The 16,291-nt window shown below is 70.0% G+C and carries 12 protein-coding genes; 8 read left to right on the top strand and 4 right to left on the bottom strand.

Annotated features, from left to right (window positions below):
- The first annotated feature begins 21 nt into the window (after window positions 1–21).
- The 5 genes from iolB (at window position 22) to galE (ending at window position 6,362) form a co-directional block, all read left to right on the top strand.
- Window positions 22–912 carry a 5-deoxy-glucuronate isomerase gene (gene iolB / locus EDD92_RS40860; protein ID WP_123968946.1) on the top strand — a complete coding sequence of 297 codons (891 nt, stop codon included), beginning with the start codon at window positions 22–24 and terminating at the stop codon, window positions 910–912.
- Window positions 912–2,789, top strand: a complete 1,878-nt coding sequence (gene iolD / locus EDD92_RS40855) for a 3D-(3,5/4)-trihydroxycyclohexane-1,2-dione acylhydrolase (decyclizing) (RefSeq protein ID WP_123968945.1) — start codon at window positions 912–914, stop codon at window positions 2,787–2,789. The genes iolB and iolD overlap by 1 nt, the downstream gene beginning before the upstream one ends.
- A gap of 40 nt (window positions 2,790–2,829) precedes the next feature.
- Window positions 2,830–4,323, top strand: coding sequence for a CoA-acylating methylmalonate-semialdehyde dehydrogenase (locus tag EDD92_RS40850; RefSeq protein ID WP_123968944.1), 1,494 nt, complete (start codon window positions 2,830–2,832; stop codon window positions 4,321–4,323).
- 32 nt (window positions 4,324–4,355) lie between these two features.
- Window positions 4,356–5,138, top strand: a complete 783-nt coding sequence (locus tag EDD92_RS40845) for a GntR family transcriptional regulator (protein WP_123968943.1) — start codon at window positions 4,356–4,358, stop codon at window positions 5,136–5,138.
- Window positions 5,139–5,261: 123 nt separating this feature from the next.
- A complete protein-coding gene (gene galE / locus EDD92_RS40840) occupies window positions 5,262–6,362 on the top strand; it encodes a UDP-glucose 4-epimerase GalE (protein WP_123968942.1) in 1,101 nt (366 codons plus the stop codon).
- Here galE and EDD92_RS40835 read toward each other — a convergent pair.
- A complete protein-coding gene (locus EDD92_RS40835) occupies window positions 6,310–8,133 on the bottom strand; it encodes a glycoside hydrolase family 15 protein (protein ID WP_123968941.1) in 1,824 nt (607 codons plus the stop codon). The genes galE and EDD92_RS40835 overlap by 53 nt on opposite strands.
- A 199-nt stretch (window positions 8,134–8,332) precedes the next feature.
- Here EDD92_RS40835 and EDD92_RS40830 point away from each other — a divergent pair, with 199 nt between their 5' ends.
- From EDD92_RS40830 to EDD92_RS40820, 3 genes are all read left to right on the top strand, one after another.
- Window positions 8,333–9,064 (top strand): TetR/AcrR family transcriptional regulator, encoded by a 732-nt coding sequence (locus tag EDD92_RS40830; RefSeq protein ID WP_123968940.1) that lies wholly within the window; start codon window positions 8,333–8,335, stop codon window positions 9,062–9,064.
- A 117-nt stretch (window positions 9,065–9,181) separates the two neighbouring features.
- Window positions 9,182–9,925 carry a TetR/AcrR family transcriptional regulator gene (locus tag EDD92_RS40825; protein ID WP_123968939.1) on the top strand — a complete coding sequence of 248 codons (744 nt, stop codon included), beginning with the start codon at window positions 9,182–9,184 and terminating at the stop codon, window positions 9,923–9,925.
- A gap of 33 nt (window positions 9,926–9,958) precedes the next feature.
- Window positions 9,959–10,960, top strand: a complete 1,002-nt coding sequence (locus tag EDD92_RS40820) for a glycoside hydrolase family 43 protein (RefSeq protein ID WP_123970771.1) — start codon at window positions 9,959–9,961, stop codon at window positions 10,958–10,960.
- 29 nt (window positions 10,961–10,989) lie between these two features.
- Here the strand turns inward: EDD92_RS40820 and EDD92_RS40815 are convergent, their stop codons facing one another.
- The 3 genes from EDD92_RS40815 to EDD92_RS40805 form a co-directional block, all read right to left on the bottom strand.
- Window positions 10,990–12,288 (bottom strand): phosphatidylserine/phosphatidylglycerophosphate/cardiolipin synthase family protein, encoded by a 1,299-nt coding sequence (locus EDD92_RS40815; protein ID WP_123968938.1) that lies wholly within the window; start codon window positions 12,286–12,288, stop codon window positions 10,990–10,992.
- Window positions 12,289–12,524: 236 nt separating this feature from the next.
- Window positions 12,525–14,381, bottom strand: coding sequence for an RICIN domain-containing protein (locus EDD92_RS40810; RefSeq protein ID WP_260327127.1), 1,857 nt, complete (start codon window positions 14,379–14,381; stop codon window positions 12,525–12,527).
- A gap of 73 nt (window positions 14,382–14,454) precedes the next feature.
- Entirely contained in the window at window positions 14,455–16,191 is a 1,737-nt protein-coding gene (locus tag EDD92_RS40805; protein WP_123968937.1) for an amylo-alpha-1,6-glucosidase, read from the bottom strand.
- Window positions 16,192–16,291: the final 100 nt, after the last annotated feature.

Raw genomic sequence — 16,291 nt, 5'->3', positions numbered from 1 at the left:
GACATACCACCGGAGTGCCATATGACATACCACCTGCCCGCCGGCAAGGCCCTCGGCGGCCCCTACGTCGTGGACGTCACCCCGGAGAAGGCCGGCTGGGGCTACTCCAGCCTGCGTGTGCTGGAGCTCCCCCCGGGCGGCGCGCACACCTTCGACACCGGCGACAGCGAGTGGATCGTGCTGCCGCTCAGCGGCGGCTGCACGGTCGCGGCCGCCGACGACTTCGGCCACGACACCTTCGAACTCACCGGCCGCGACAGCGTGTTCAGCTCCGTCAGCGACTTCGCGTACGTGCCGAGGGACGCCCGTACGACGGTCACGTCCGCCGGCGGCGGACGGTTCGCGCTCACCGGCGCGCGCTGCACCCGGCGGCTGCCCGCCCGCTACGGACCCGCCTCGTCGGTGCCGGTGGAGCTGCGCGGCACCGGGAACTCCTCCCGCCAGGTCAACAACTTCGGGGCGGCCGGGGTCTTTGATTGCGACAGACTCATCGCAGTCGAGGTGATCACCCCCGGCGGCAACTGGTCGTCGTTCCCGCCGCACAAGCACGACGAGCACCGGCCGGGCGAGGAGTCCGTCCTCGAGGAGGTCTACTACTTCGAGTTCGCCGCCCACGACGGCATCCCCGGCCTCGGCTACCAGCGGGTCTCCCCCTCCGGGCAGGGCCGCAACACCGACGTGCTGGCCGAGGTGCGCAGCGGTGACGTCGTACTGATCCCCGACGGCTGGCACGGGCCCTCCATGGCCGTGCCCGGCCACCACATGTACTACCTCAACGTGATGGCGGGCCCGGAGCCCGAGCGCGCCTGGCTGATCTGCGACCACCCCGATCACGCCTGGGTCCGCGAAACCTGGCCCGAGCAGCCCGTCGACCCCCGCCTTCCCCTCTACACGGCACCGGAGAAGTCCTGATGAGCACCACCACCCGCCGCCTGACCGTCGCCCAGGCCCTGGTGCGTTTCCTGTCCGTCCAGTACACCGAGCGCGACGGCGTGCGCCACCGGCTGATCGCCGGTACCTGGGGCATCTTCGGCCATGGCAACGTTGCCGGGATCGGCCAGGCCCTCCTGGAGGCGGGCGAGGACGCCATGCCGTACCACCAGGGCCGCAACGAGCAGGCCATGGTGCACGCGGCCGTCGGCTACGCCCGCCAGCTCGACCGCCTCTCCGCGCAGGCCGTCACGACGTCCATCGGCCCCGGCGCCACCAACCTGGTCACCGGCGCCGCGCTCGCCACCATCAACCGCCTGCCGGTCCTGCTGCTGCCCGGCGACTACTTCGCCACCCGGGTCGCCGACCCGCTGCTGCAGCAGCTGGAGCACCCGACCGAGGCGGACGTGTCGGTCAACGACACCCTGCGCCCGGTGTCGCGGTACTTCGACCGCATCACCCGCCCCGAGGCCCTGATCCCTTCCGCGCTGAACGCCATGCGGGTCCTCGCCGACCCGGCCGAGACCGGTGCGGTCACCCTGGCCCTCCCCCAGGACGTGCAGGCCGAGGCGTACGACTGGCCGGAGGAGTTCTTCGCCGACCGCGTGTGGCACGTACGGCGGCCCGCGCCCGACCCGTACGAGCTGGCGGAGGCGGTGGCGGCGATCCGGGCCGCCGAGCGTCCGCTGATCGTCGCGGGCGGCGGCATCCACCACAGCCGCGCCGAGGAGGCGCTCAAGGCGCTGGTGGACGCCACCGGCATCCCGGTCGCCTCGACCCAGGCGGGCAAGGGTTCGCTGCGCCACGACCACCCCGCCGACCTCGGCGGCATCGGCCACACCGGCACGGCGGTCTGCGACGACGTCGCGCGTACGGCCGACCTGGTGATCGGCGTCGGGACCCGCTACACGGACTTCACCACCGCCTCCAACACGCTCTTCCAGCGGCCGGAGGTCCGGTTCGTCAACCTCAACATCGCCGCGTTCGACGCGCACAAGCTGGCGGCGCGGACCGTCGTCTGCGATGCGCGCGCAGGGCTCACAGCGTTGACGGAGGCCCTCGCCGGTCACCGCGTGAACTCGGCTTACGAGGACGAGTACCGCGCCGGCAAGGAACGCTGGGAGCAGGTGGTTGACGCCGCTTTCACCGCCGCCGACGACAGCGCCGTACCCACCCAGACCCAGGTGCTCGGCGCCCTGGACGCGGTGGTCGGCGACGACGACGTGGTGATCAACGCGGCCGGCTCGCTCCCCGGCGACCTGCACAAGCTCTGGCGGGCCCGCAGCCCCCGCCAGTACCACCTGGAGTACGGCTACTCCTGCATGGGCTACGAGATCCCGGCCGGCATCGGCGTCCAGCAGGCCGCCCCCGACACCCCGGTCTGGTCCCTGGTCGGCGACGGCACCTACCTGATGATGCCGACCGAGATCGTCACCGCCGTCCAGGAGGGCCTGCCCGTCAACCTCGTCCTCATCCAGAACCACGGCTATGCCTCCATCGGCGGCCTCTCCGAGTCGGTCGGCGGCGAGCGCTTCGGCACGGCGTACCGCTACCGGAGTGCCGACGGCACCTTCACCGGCGCCCCGCTCCCCGTCGACCTGGCCGCCAACGCCGGCAGCCTCGGCATGGACGTGCTGCGCGCCAAGACGGTCCGCGAACTACGCGAGGCGCTCGCCGCGGCCCGCGCCTCCGACCGCCCGACCTGCGTCTACGTCGAGACCGACACCGCCACCCCGACCGCTCCCCCGGCCGAGGCCTGGTGGGACGTGCCGGTCGCCGAGACCGCCTCCCGCGAGGCCGCCGTACAGGCCCGTGAGGAGTACGACCGGCAGGTCGCCGGGCAGCGCCGCCACCTCTGACCTCCCCCCGCACGACCCCTTTGTGAAAGGCCCCCGCACCATGAAGACCATCACCCACTGGATCGACGGCAAGCCCGTCGAGTCCGCCTCCGGCCGCCACGGCGCCGTGTTCAACCCGGCGACCGGCGCGCAGGAGAAGCAGGTCGGATTCGCGACCGTCGACGAGGTGGACGCCGCCGTCGCCTCCGCGAAGGCCGCCTTCGAGACCTGGGGCACCTCCTCGATCGCCAAGCGCACCGCGATTCTCTTCAAGTACCGCGAGCTCCTTGACGCCCACCGCGACGAGATCGCCGAGCTGATCACTGCCGAGCACGGCAAGGTGCACTCCGACGCACTCGGTGAGGTCGCGCGCGGCATGGAGATCGTGGAGCTGGCCTGCGGGATCAGCGTGCAGTTGAAGGGCGAGCTGTCGACGCAGGTCTCCACTCGTGTGGACGTCGCCTCGATCCGGCAGCCGCTGGGCGTGGTCGCGGGCATCACGCCGTTCAACTTCCCGGCCATGGTGCCGATGTGGATGTTCCCCCTCGCCATCGCGTGCGGCAACACCTTCGTGCTCAAGCCGAGCGAGAAGGACCCCTCGGCCTCCTTCCGCCTGGCCGAACTGGCCACCGAGGCGGGCCTGCCCGACGGCGTGCTGAACATCGTGCAGGGCGACAAGGTGGCCGTGGACCGCCTCCTCGAGCACCCTGACGTCGAGGCCGTCTCCTTCGTCGGCTCGACGCCGATCGCCAAGTACATCCAGCTCAAGGCGGTCGAGCACGGCAAGCGCGTGCAGGCCCTGGGCGGTGCGAAGAACCACATGCTGGTCCTGCCCGACGCCGACCTGGACTTCGCCGCCGACCAGGCGATCAACGCGGCGTACGGTTCGGCGGGCGAGCGCTGCATGGCCGTGTCGGTCGTGGTCGCGGTCGGCGACACCGGTGACGAGCTGGTCGCAAAGATCGCCGAGCGTGCGAAGGACCTGAAGATCGGTCCCGGCGACGACCCGTCCTCCGAGATGGGCCCGCTGATCACGCGCGAGCACCGCGACAAGGTGGCGTCCTACGTGTCGTCGGCCGCCGAGCAGGGAGCGGAGGTCGTCGTCGACGGCACCGGCTACACGGTCGAGGGCCACGAGGACGGCTTCTTCCTCGGCGTATCGCTGCTGGACAGGGTGCCGCTGACGGCGGACGCGTACCGGGACGAGATCTTCGGCCCGGTCCTTGCGGTGGTCCGTGCGGAGTCGTACGACGAGGCCATCAAGCTGATCAACGACTCCCGCTGGGGCAACGGCACCGCGATCTTCACGCGGGACGGCGGCGCCGCCCGCCGCTTCCAGATGGAGGTCAAGGCGGGCATGGTCGGCGTGAACGTGCCGATCCCGGTTCCAGTCGGCTACCACTCCTTCGGAGGCTGGAAGGACTCCCTCTTCGGCGACCTGCACATCTACGGCAACGACGGCATCGCCTTCTACACGCAGGGGAAGGTGATCACCACGCGCTGGCCGGACCCGGCCGACGCTGGCATCAACCTCGGTTTCCCCAGCCACTCCTGACATCACGTCAGCCATCAGAGGGAGGTACGCCCATGGCGAAGACCGGCGGAACCGCACGTGCCGCGACGGCCGCTGTCGACTCGCTGGACTTCGCCCTGGACCGGGGCAGTCCGGTGCCGCTGTACTACCAGCTGGCCCAGCAGCTGGAGGCGGCGATCGAGCACGGGGCCCTCGCCCCGGGCAACCTCCTGGGCAACGAGATCGACCTCTCGACGCGCCTGGGCCTGTCCAGACCCACCGTCCGCCAGGCCATCCAGTCCCTGGTCGACAAGGGGCTGCTGGTGCGTCGCCGAGGGGTCGGCACGCAGGTGGTGCACAGCCAGGTCAAGCGCCCGCTGGAGCTCAGCAGCCTCTACGACGACCTGGAGTCGGCCGGGCAGGGCCCCACCACGCAGGTGGTGCGCAACGAGCGCGAGCCGGCGTCCCCGGACGTGGCGGCCGCGCTCGGTATCGCGGAGGGCAGCGAGGTGATCGTCCTGGAGCGGCTGCGCCTCACCCACGGCCAGCCGGTCGCCCTGCTGTGCAACTACCTCCCCGCGACCTTGCTGGAGCTCGACTCCGCCCGCCTGGAGTCGACCGGCCTGTACCGGATGATGCGCACCGCGGGCATCACTCTGCACAGCGCCCGCCAGACCATCGGCGCCCGCTCCGCCACCGCCGAGGAGGCCGCCCGCCTCGACGAGGAGGAGGGCGCGGCCCTGCTGACCATGCAGCGCACGGCGTATGACGACACCGGGCGGCCGGTGGAGTACGGGACGCACATCTACCGGGCGTCGCGTTATGCGTTCGACTTCCAGCTGCTGGTCAGGCCCTGACGGTGTCCGGCTGAGCCCGTCCGCTTGACTCCGGGCGGCAACGGGCGCACAGTCGTGGATATACGTCGTAAACATACGGCGTCACCCAGCTCAGGGTCCGGTCTCAGGGTCCGGTGAGGCATCGTGGACAAGGAGCGGCCAGCGCATGCGCGCCCGGGGGCGGAGCCCCCGTGGGCCCCGTCCACCGTCCTCGTCACCGGCGGCGCGGGCTTCATCGGCAGCCATGCCTGTGTCGAGCTCCTCGACCACGGTTACGAGGTGATCGTGGTCGACGACTATGCGAACAGCAGACCTGAGGTGTTCGCACGGGTGGAGCGGATCGCGGGCCGGTTCGTCGGTGCCGTATACGAGTTGGACATCCGGGACCGGCGCGCCCTTTCGGCCGTCTTCGACCGGCATTCCGTGGACGCTGTCATGCACTTCGCCGCCCGCAAATCCGTGCGCCAGTCGGTCGAGTCGCCCGTCGAGTGCTACGACACCAACGTGGGTGGCACCACCGCGCTGCTGCAGGCCATGCACGAACACGGGGTCCACTTGCTGGTGTTCTCCTCCTCGTGCTCGGTCTATGGCGATGCCGGCTCCGGCCTGCTCAACGAGACCACCCCAGTCCGGCCGGCCACCCCCCACGCGGCCTCGAAATGGATCTGCGAGCAGATCCTCGCCGACATCTGCCGCCACCGCCCGGAGTACTCGGTGCTGTGCCTGCGGCACTTCAACCCTGCCGGTGCGCACCCCAGCGGGCTGCTCGGCGAGGACCCGCAGAGCGTCCCCGACAAGCTCATGCCGTACGTGGCACAGGTGGCCGTCGGCCGCAGGGAGCGGCTGCAGATCTTCGGCGGGGACTATCCGACCCCCGACGGCACCGCGATCCGCGACTACATCCACGTCATGGACACCGTCGAGGCCCACCGCGTCGCCCTCGACCACCTGGCTGACGGGCCGGGTATGCGAGTCTTCAACCTCGGCCTGGGACAGGGCAGTTCGGTCCTGGACGTCGTCGCCGCCTTCTCCGCAGCGTGCGGCAGGCCGGTGCCGTACGACATCAAGCCCCGGCGGCCCGGCGACGTCGCCGCACTCGTCGCCGACGCGAGCGCCGTGACGAGTGCCTGGGGCTGGCACCCCACGCGAGATCTCGCGGACATCTGCCGGGACGCGTGGCGCTTCCAGCGGCTCAACCCGCACGGGTTCGCCGGTGCCGGGCGGCGCCCGCACTCGAAGCACTGAGGGCGAACGCCGTCTCCACCAGGGCGATGTGGCTGAACGCCTTGGGCGCGTTGCCCAGTTGACGGCCCGCGTCCGGGTCCCACTGCTCCGAGAGCAGCCCGACGTCATTGCGAACGGCAAGCACACGCTCGAAGACCTCCCGGGCCTGCTCGACGTGGCCGGTCGCGGCGAGGGCGTCGGCGTACCAGAGGGAGCAGGAGACGAACGCGCCTTCGGAGCCGTGGATGCCGTCCACGAGATGCACGCCGTCGCCATCCGGGGCGTACCGTCGCACGAAACCCCCGTGACGCAGCCGCCGCATCGCCCGAACGGTACTGCGCACCCGCTCGTCCGAGGCGGGCAGGAAGCCGAGCCGCGGCATCAACAGCGCCGAGGCGTCCAGGGTCGGCGAACCGTAGGCCTGCACGAACGCCCCCTGCCCGGCGTCCCACCCCTCCCGGCACACCTGCCGGTGCACCTCGTCCCGCATGGCCCGCCACTCACCGGAGGACCCGTTCCGCCCGAGCAGTCTGCCCATCCACAGGGCACGGTCGGCGGCAACCCACGTCATGACCTTGGAGTGGACGAACTGCCGCCGCGGACCACGCATTTGCCACAGCCCCTGGTCCGGCTCCCGCCAGTGCCGCTGCAGATACCCCATCATCGCCTCGACCAGATCCCAGACATGAGCCGGCATCGGAATCCCGGCTCGCAGCGACAGGCAGAAGGTGTCGAGCACTTCACCGTAGACATCCAACTGGAACTGATTGGCAGCCGAGTTACCGAACCGCACGGGCCGCGACCCCTCGTACCCCGGCAGCCACGGCGCCTCGCTCTCCGGCAGCAGGCGCTGACCACCCACGCCGTACACGGTCTGCAGGTCGCTCGGATCCCCGGCGATGGCCCGCACCAGCCAGTCCAGCCACGCCGTGGCCTCCTCGCGGTAGCCGCCGCGCAGCAGACAGGACAGCGAGAGGGTCGAGTCGCGCAGCCAGCAGTAGCGGTAGTCCCAGTTGCGCTCGCCGCCGATGCATCCGGGCAGGGATGTGGTGGGGGCGGAGACTATGCCGCCAGTGGGGGCGTAGGTGAGGGCCTTGAGGGTGATCAGGGACCGCATCACGGCGTCCCGCCACGGCCCGTCGTAACGGCATTGGGCGGCCCAGCGGCGCCAGAAGTCGCCGGTCTCCTTGAGCAGCGTCTCCGCGGGCACGCACAGCGGCGCGGGCAGTTCGGGCAGGTGCGAGGACGACCACACGAGGGTCAGCGCCAGCCGCCGTCCGGCCTGGACGGTGAAGTCGTACACCGTGGCATCCTCGTCCCCGGCCACGCGCACGGGTCCATCGGCCCCGAGCCAGACGGCGTCCGGGCCGGCGACCGCCACCGCGCACTGGTCGACGGCCCGGATCCAGGGCACGACCCGGCCCTGGTGGAAGCGCAGCCGCAGCTCGCTGCGCATGGATACGGCACCTGACAGCCCTTCGACCAAACGGACGAGGCAGGGCAGCCCGACACGGGGCGGCATGAAGTCCGTGACCCGAACGGTCCCCGTCGCGGTCTCCCACCGCGACTGCAGAACCATAGAGTCCGGGGAGTACGCCCGGTGCGTGCACGGGCCGCGCCCGACAGGCGCGACCCGCCAGAATCCGTTGTTCTGGGTGCCCAGCAGCGCCGCCAGACAGGCCGGCGAGTCGAAGCGAGGCAGACACAGCCAGTCGACGGAGCCGTCCCGGCCGATCATGGCGGCGGTCTCCAGGTCGCTGAGGAGGGCGTAGTCCTCGATGAGAGTACTCATGATCACCAGAGCCGTATATTTACGACGTATACGTACATCCTCTCCTCTCGAGCGTTCTACGTCAACCCGAGCCGTCCTGCCCTTGACGGCATGCTCGAAACAGGCCAAAGATGTATGTATACATCGTAAGTGTCCTGCGTTTCAGATCTTGACCACCGGTGCGGAGTACCGGCGGCGGACCGAGGCTCGGAGGCGATGCATGACCAGCCGGACGGACCCAGACCGCGGGCGGCGCATCAGCGACCGGGGGCGCTACGGGCGCCTGAGTCGGCAGCGCGTGCTGGCCGCCGCTCTCGATGTGGTCGACCGCGACGGGCTGTCCGCACTGAGCATGCGCAGGCTCGGTGCCGAACTCGAGGTCGAGGCCATGGCCCTGTACCGCTATGCGGCGGGCAAGGAGGCGCTGCTGGACGGCCTCGTCGAAGCCCTGTACCTGGAGCTCGAGGAGAACCTGGACACCTCCGCGTCCGCAGCAGGCACGGAGACCGGCGAGCCCGTTCCTTGGCGCGACGAGCTGCACCGCATCGCCCAGGAGGGCCGCCGGGTGTCGCTGGCACACCCTCAGGTCGTACCGCTGCTCGCCACCCGCATGCTCGCCGTCCCCATGGCCCGGCGCCCACTGGCAGTGCTGCGCTTCCACGAGCGTCTCCTCGCCCTGTTCGACCGGGCCGGCCTGGACGACCGCACCGCCGCCCTGGTGCTGCAGGTGGTCACCGCCTGGCTCCTCGGCTGCAGCCTCGTCGAGCTGCGGGCCATGGTGGACAACCCCGAAGAGCCCGAACCCGCGTTCCGGCTCGGCCTGCATCTCATGCCCGCGCAGGAACTCCCCCGGCTGCGCGCCATCGCGCCCGGCCTCGCCGAGCGCGGAGGGCCCGAGCCACTGGACGCAGGCCTGGACGCCCTGCTCGATCAGTTCACCGCGGGCATGTGACGACATGGCGTGTCCCAGCCCCGGCACACCGACCGCTTGCGAGTAGCATCGGTGTTTACGCCGTATACAGACGGTGGTCCCGATGAAGGTCCTGGTCGCACGGCGAGGAGACCCGCAATGGCGCATGGCTCGGAACCCGGCCCGGCACGACGCGCCAGCGACCGCGGGCGTTACGGCAGGCTCAACCGGGAGCGCGTGCTCGCCGCCGCCCTGGAACTGGTGGACCGCGAAGGCCTCTCGGCGCTGAGCATGCGCCGTCTGGGTGCCGAGCTCGGAGTGGAGGCGATGGCGCTCTACCGGTATGCAGAGAGCAAGGACGCGCTCCTCGACGGCCTGGTCGAAGCCCTGTATCTCGAGCTGGAGGAACGCCTGACCATCGGCCCCGAAGCGGGCTCGACGGACACCGCGCCGGCCTGGCGCACCGAGCTCCACCGCATCGCCCGCGCCACCTACGACGTCTGCCTCGCCCACCCCCAGGCAGTTCCGCTGCTCACCACCCGCATGCTCGCCGTCCCGCTCGCGCGTCGCCCGCTCGCCGTGCTCAAGGACCACGAAAGGGTGCTCGCGCTGCTCCGGGAGTCCGGGCTCGACGACGCCGGTACGGCGGCCCTTTTCCGGGCCTTCACGGCCTGGCTGCTGGGCTATGTGTCCGTGGAGCTGCGGCCCATGGTGGACAACCCCGACGAGCAGGACCCGGCGTTCCGTCTCGGTCTGCACCGCATGCCGCCGCAGGAGCTGCCGGGGCTCCGCGAGGCTGCCCCCGCCCTCACCGAGCCAGGTGGACCGGAGGGCCTGGCCGCCGGCCTGGACGCGCTGCTCGACCGGTTCGGAGAGAGCGCCGGAAAGCAGGCATCCGCCTGAACGTATTCTTCGACGGTGGCTGAGACCGACCTGATGCAGCTTCCCGACATGCCGCTGCACGATCCGTTCATCGTCGCCGACAGGGCAACCCGCACGTACTACCTCTACACCTCCAACGAGTCGTCCGTATCAGGCGTGGACGGCACCGGCACGATGGTCTACCGCAGCCACGACCTGCGCGACTGGACGCGCCCCGTGGTGGTCTTCCGCGCCGCCGAGCAGAGCGGAATCTGGTCGACCGACGGCGGTTGGGCCCCAGAGGTCCACGAACTGGGCGGCAGGTACTACCTGTTCACCACCCTCCACAACGAGGACAGGCCGCTCCCGGTGCCACCCGCCAACCAGTGGGGCACCCCGTTCCAGCTCCGCAACTACATGCGCGGCACGATCATCGCCGTGTCCGACTCGCTGCTGGGCCCCTTCACCGCCGTCGACCCCGCACGGCCCACCCCGCCCGAGAACCTCATGACCCTCGACGGCACGCTCCACGTCGACCCGTCCGGACAGCCCTGGATGGTGTACGCACACGAGTGGCTGCAGACCATCGACGGAACCATGGAGGCAATCCGGCTGGCCCCGGACCTGTCGGGAACCGTCGGAGACCCGGTCTTCCTGTTCAAGGGCTCGGACGCGTTCTGGCTCGGCGAGCAGATCCCCGCCGGCGTCCCCAACCAGCTCCCGCCCTACATCACCGACGGCCCCCAGCTGCACCGCACCCCCGACGGGTCGCTGCTCATGCTGTGGTCGACGTACGAGAAGAACACGCTCGGCATGGACGGCACCGTCAGCGGCGGCTATGTGCAGACCTACGCCGTCTCCCAGTCCGGCGAGATCACCGGGCCCTGGCGGCAGCAGCGGCCGTTGGTCCGGGACGACAGCGGTCACGGCATGCTGTTCCGCACCTTCGACGACCGGTTGATGATGGTCCTTCACCGCCCGTTCGAGAACGCCCGCGGGAAGCTGTACGAGATGCAGCTCGTGGGCCACGAGCTACGGGTGCTCCGGCAGCGGACGGACCTCGACGGCGGCGGATGACGGCCGAGATGGGGCAGCACCGGGGCCCGTCAACCGCCGCAGGCTGAGCGGATCTTGTAGAACGTGCTCAGGTACTTGGCGTGGTACGACGCACTGGCGATCCGCACGATCGCCTCGTCCGCCGAGCGCAGCGACGACCCGGTCAGGTTGGCGCTGCCCGTGTAGACGCGCGGTGTGATGTCGCCGCCGAAGGAGCCGTCGATGAGGATCTCCTTGTTGTGCGGACGGACGTCGATTCCCGGGCCGTTGGGGATACGGCACCTGCGGTGCTGGATGCCGGCGGCGGTCAGCTTGTTGGTGATCTTGGAGTCGCTCTCGGCGTAGACGATGTCGATCCAGCAGCCCCTGCCGCGCAGTTGGGCCAGTTTGTCGGCGACCTGGACGCGCGAGCCTTGGAAGCTGTGCATCACGATGCGGATGTCGGTCTGGTGCCGTTTCCCGTCCGTGCCCGTATAAGCGCAGCTGACCTCGTTCAGCGAGTTGACGATGGTGTCGGTGGCCGGGTTGTTGTACGAGGAGTCACCGCGTGGGAAGAAGAAGCCCCGGTAGGCCGAGCCGGTCGGGGTGGAGAAGTACACGTGGTTGTTGCCGCCCCGGAGTGCGCGCGCGGTGCGCTGTTTCTCGTGGTACGAGGCGTAGCCGTCGTACACGGCGCCGTTCGCGAAGGTCACGGAGTCGTTGAAGGACTCGACCTTGTACCAGTCGGAGAGGTTCGAGGAGGTCTGGAAGACCACCTTCGAGTAGCTGGTGCCGTCGTCGAAGGGCCCGATCCTCGAGAAGATGAAGAACTTGTTGTGGTTGTAGGCCGGCTCGGGCGGGGCGACGCTCAGACAGCCGCGCTCGACGTCGTCCACGCCGTCCTGATCCTCGAACTTGTCGTCGCAGACGACGATCCAGGAGCGGGCGGCGTCGTTGGTTCCGAGCCCCGCCCGCAGCGACTGGAAGGCCGGATTGGGGAACTCCTTGCTGCCACCGTCCACATAGGTCGAGTCGTCGACGATGATCCTGACGTTCACGCCGCGCCGGTGGGCGGCGAGCAGCGCGTCGGCGACGTCCTGGTCCTGGAACTCGTGCATCGAGCCGCGGATCGTCGCTCCGGCGGGCGTCGCGTCGATCAGCCGGATGAGCTGGGTGAAGATCGCGCCCTGCTGCGTCGGCGTACCCAGGGGGTCGTTGAACACGGGCCCGTTGATGACGGGCTTGGTCAGTGCGGCGGCCGGTGTCGCACTGCCGACGAGGAGGGCGGCCACCAGATACAGCACGACGGCGACGAGCCGCAGCACACGGAGCGGACGGATCGGGCGCGGGACCGCAGTCGAACGGGTCATCTTCGCCTTCCTCGAGGTGAGTGCGCGAGCGTTTCAGGCGTGACCAGCTCAGTCGGATCACGGCGGCAGGACAATCACTGTGCGTCGTATGAGCCCGGCCGGCGGCGGGAGATCAGTCGTTCGGAGCAGTCGGTGTGCTCCACGAGTGGTGCGCACGCCCGGCCTCGGCGCCCTGCGCACAGCTCGTGTGGCCGTCCGGCGGCGACACCGGGCGGCCACACGTCTGAGAAGCTCCGTCAGCTCTTGCCGAGGAGCCGCCAGATCTGGTTCTTCTTGGTGCTCAGTGCGCTCGCCGGGTCGCAGGTCCACTGGTGGATCAGCGCGCCGGGTGTGGTCGAGACCCCGCTGACGTCCACGCACTTGCCGCTGTGCACCGCGACCAACTGGTAGTCCTTGCTGTTGCCGAGCGCGGTGACCGGGTTGAGGGTGAACATCTGGTTCGTACTGCCGCTGCAGGTCCACTGGATGACGGCGGCGCCGTCGGCCGTGGAAGCGCCCGAGACGTCCAGGCATTTACCGCTGTGCTCGTTCACGATGGTGTAGGTGTTCGCCCGGCCGGCGACCGGCTTGAAGTCCAGCATCTGCTGGTAGCCGCCCTCGCAGGAGTACTGCTGGTACTGCGTGCCGTCGGTGGTGCTCAGGTTGGTGTCGTCCAGGCACTGACCACTGTGCTGGGCCACCGCGACGGTGGAGACGGTCGTGTTCGAAGGCGGTAGCAGCGTGACCGTGTAGCCGTCCGCGGCGTCCGTCCACGGCACGTTCACCGAAGCCGAGTTCCCGTTCACGGTCAGGGTCTGGTCGGAGACCGTCACCGGACCCGTCACCGCGCCGCCGCTGTTGTTCGGTATGCGCTGGACTATCGCGCGCACTCGGTTGTTCTCCACGACCGAGGTGGTGTCGAGACGGTTGAGGCTGACGGTGACGTTGCCGGTGTTGCCGTTGTTGCCCAGCAGGATCTTCGCGTTGCGCGCGGTGTTGTCCTTGGTCGCCAGCCCGTCGGTGTTCGTACCGGGCGTGAGGTTCACGATGTTTCCGGTCTGGGAGCCGTAGTACCGGTAGAGGAACCACTCGCCGAGCGGCAGGTACTGGCCGGAGCTGTTCTTGGTGAGCAGGTTGGCCGCGTAGTCGTGCAGGCTGGGGCCCCCTCCCCAGTTGGAGCGGAGGCCGTCGGCGCCGGCCCGCTCCAGGCGGCTGATGAACCAGCCGCCGCCACCGGGGTTCTGCTGTTCCCGCCCGGCGTACTCGTTGATCTGGTACGGGCGGGTGTTGGTCAGGCCCGCGGCGGCGAGGGTCGAGTTGGCGCCGCTGACGGCCGTGACGGGGTCGTGCGGAATGGCATGCCAGCTGTAGATGTCGGGGGCGACGTTGTTGGCCTTGACGTAGTTCAGGTAGGTGGTCCACCAGGTGTTGGAGGAGCTGGGCGGGTTGGCCATGCTGGGGCCGACGATGAGCTGACCGGGGAGGTTGGCCCGCACGGCGGCGTGGAACCGCGACCACATCTGAAGATACTGGCTCTGGGACCGGCCCCAGAAGCCGCTGAGCTCCGGCTCGTTCCACAGGTCCCACTCCACCGTCATGTTGTTGGCCTTGACGTCGGAGATGAGCTGGTTGACGAAGTTGTCGAACAGCGTCCAGTTGCCGTTGTCGCCGGGAAAGCCCTGGCTGGTGGTGCCGTCGGCGCCCCACAGGTCGTGCGGCAGGATGACGAACGTGCCGCCGAGCGCCTTGGTGCGCTTGTACTGGGCGAGGGTGGCGTTCCAGCGGGTCTGGTAGTCAGCGAGGCTGGTGGCGTAGCCGCCACCGTTGAGCTGGGCGCCGCCGGCCCGCTCGAAGTGCCACTTGATGTCCTTGAAGAAGTGGTCCGGCGGCAGCGACCCGTCGGGAGTCAGCCCGTAGATCATGCCCGAGGCGCGGTAGGTGGGGGCGCCCCCGGCGACGGAGAAGTCGACGGCGACGGTGGTGTCCGCGGCCTGTGACGGGCCGGCGGGCACCAGGGTGGCGGCCAGGGTGGCCAGGAGGACGGCCGCGGACGAGATGGCTCGACGTCTGGTGCGCGATGCGCGTCCGGGCGGTGCGGAGGAGAGCGACTTCATTGTGCGGCTCCTAACAGGGTGGGGGAAAGGACCGGGGACTGAACGGCCCCCGGAGCTCGCGTAAGGCAGCCGGTCAGCGGCCGCCCCGGTGTGCGTGGGCTTCGGCCAGCAGGAGGTAGCTGCTGGCGGTCCACGTGTAGGCGCGGTCGCGCAGGCCCGTTCCGGTGAGGGCGTCGAAGTTCTCGGCGAACCCGTGGGTCTCGCACAGGGCGCGGAAACGGGCGCTGACGTCGTCCGCGAGCCGGTGGTGGCCGGCCCGGCGCAGGCCGTCCTCGACCAGGACCGTGGCGGGAGCCCAGATGGGGCCGCGCCAGTAGCCGTCGGCGAGGTAGTGCGGCGAGGTGGTCAGTTCGGTGGCCAGGCCGTACGGGGTGAGGTGGGCCTTGATGTGGTCGGCCAGCGCGCTGCTGACCTCGCCGGGCAGGTGCTCGCCGAGCACGATGGGCATCAGGTCGAGGAGGCTGGCGCTGCTCCAGGTGTCCCCGCCGGCGGCTCCCCGGGCGACGAACCGTTCGCCGGTCCAGAGCTGGTCGAGCAGCGCCGTCTGCGTCTCCTCGGCCACGGCCGTCCATCGGCGCGCCGCCTCGGCATTGCCCAACTCCTCAGCCAGTCCGGCGAGTTCACGCAGTTGAAGAACGAGGAAGGCAGCCAGGTCGGCGGTGACGACCACCCGCTCGGGGTCGAAAGTGGTGGCGTTGTCCCAGCCGCTGTCGTTGCCGTGCTGGTAGTAGGGCAGTTCGGCCCCCGGGGCTCGTCGTGCGGTGAGCCAGAAGTTCGTCCAGCCCTCCAACCGGGCGTAAACCTGCGTGAGTTGAGCCCGGTCGAGAGGCGTCGGCAGACGGCGGCGCAGGTGGCCGAAGGCCCAGCCGTGGATGGGCGGCTTGACGAAGTTGTACAGGACCTCGGAGTGGGTGACCGAGTCGGGCAGGGCGCCTGCGGCGTCCTGGTGGTCGAAAGGCAGGTGGAACTGATCCAGCGACAGCTCCGGCGAACCGGGCGCCAGCGCAAGGGCGTTGAAGCAGTGGTCCCAGCTCCACACCTTGTCCATCCAGTGCTTGGACATCAGCACGGCGGGCCGGGTGACCAGGCCCGTCGGCCCTACGGTCGCCGACCAGACGACGTAGGCGGCGAGTTCGGCGGCCGGCGTGGCGGACGAGCGCCAGGGGGCCACCGCGTCGACGAAGTCCGCGAACGCGCCCTGTGCCCTCGCCAGGATCTCGTCGAAGGCCGCCGAGGACACGTACGGCGGGCGGGCGGTGTCGAGCTCCTCGACCGCGACCTCCCAACCGCCGTCCGCCTCCGCGGTGATGGCCAGACCGCGGTCGGCGCTGCCCAGGGCCTGGGTTCCGGCCGCCTCGGCAAGCGAGCCGGACAGCACGGTGACGCGGTAGCGGCGTCCGGTCTCGTACGACGTGAAGACGTGCGCGTCGGCGGCCGGGTCGTGGAAGAAGTACGTTCCGCTGAACGGGGTCAGAGCCTGCGCGGCGGCAAAGACGCCGATGCCCAGGCCGCTCCCCCGCAGCCGTACGGTGTCCGGCGACTCGTAGGCGAGGTCGACACGCCCGCTCTCGCCGATCCAGCTGAGCAGGCCCGGCGTCGCCTCGACGCGGGTCGCGGCTCGGTCGCCGTTCGCCGGGTTCAGGGGGACCAGGCGCAGGACGCCGTGCATGCCGTTCTGGTGCGAGACAAGGTGGAGGTCCTCGGCGTACGTCTTCTCCGCGATCACGGGCGAGATGTCGAACCAGGATCCGCAGGTGCTGAACGGGATGTCGTGGACGGAGAAGGCCGGGCCGGTTCGGGCGGCGGTCATGTGGCGTGACTCGTTTCTGGAGCAGGGAGGCGACAACGGAGGGCTCTATGCAGGCCGGGGGAGGACAGCGCCCCGCAGGGGCGCGGGGCTGTGTCTGACT

Source organism: Streptomyces sp. TLI_185 (assembly GCF_003814765.1).
Lineage (GTDB): Bacteria > Actinomycetota > Actinomycetes > Streptomycetales > Streptomycetaceae > Streptomyces.
This window is presented reverse-complemented; position numbering and strand designations above follow the sequence as displayed.

What these genes read in the sequence shown, in the direction of transcription:
- EDD92_RS40810 (WP_260327127.1), bottom strand. Translation starts at nt 14,381, where the DNA reads ATGAAGTCGCTCTCCTCCGCACCGCCCGGACGCGCATCGCGCACCAGA.
- EDD92_RS40820 (WP_123970771.1), top strand. Translation starts at nt 9,959, where the DNA reads ATGCAGCTTCCCGACATGCCGCTGCACGATCCGTTCATCGTCGCCGAC.
- EDD92_RS40850 (WP_123968944.1), top strand. Translation starts at nt 2,830, where the DNA reads ATGAAGACCATCACCCACTGGATCGACGGCAAGCCCGTCGAGTCCGCC.
- EDD92_RS40845 (WP_123968943.1), top strand. Translation starts at nt 4,356, where the DNA reads ATGGCGAAGACCGGCGGAACCGCACGTGCCGCGACGGCCGCTGTCGAC.
- iolB (WP_123968946.1), top strand. Translation starts at nt 22, where the DNA reads ATGACATACCACCTGCCCGCCGGCAAGGCCCTCGGCGGCCCCTACGTC.
- EDD92_RS40830 (WP_123968940.1), top strand. Translation starts at nt 8,333, where the DNA reads ATGACCAGCCGGACGGACCCAGACCGCGGGCGGCGCATCAGCGACCGG.
- iolD (WP_123968945.1), top strand. Translation starts at nt 912, where the DNA reads ATGAGCACCACCACCCGCCGCCTGACCGTCGCCCAGGCCCTGGTGCGT.
- EDD92_RS40805 (WP_123968937.1), bottom strand. Translation starts at nt 16,191, where the DNA reads ATGACCGCCGCCCGAACCGGCCCGGCCTTCTCCGTCCACGACATCCCG.
- EDD92_RS40825 (WP_123968939.1), top strand. Translation starts at nt 9,182, where the DNA reads ATGGCGCATGGCTCGGAACCCGGCCCGGCACGACGCGCCAGCGACCGC.
- EDD92_RS40815 (WP_123968938.1), bottom strand. Translation starts at nt 12,288, where the DNA reads ATGACCCGTTCGACTGCGGTCCCGCGCCCGATCCGTCCGCTCCGTGTG.
- EDD92_RS40835 (WP_123968941.1), bottom strand. Translation starts at nt 8,133, where the DNA reads ATGAGTACTCTCATCGAGGACTACGCCCTCCTCAGCGACCTGGAGACC.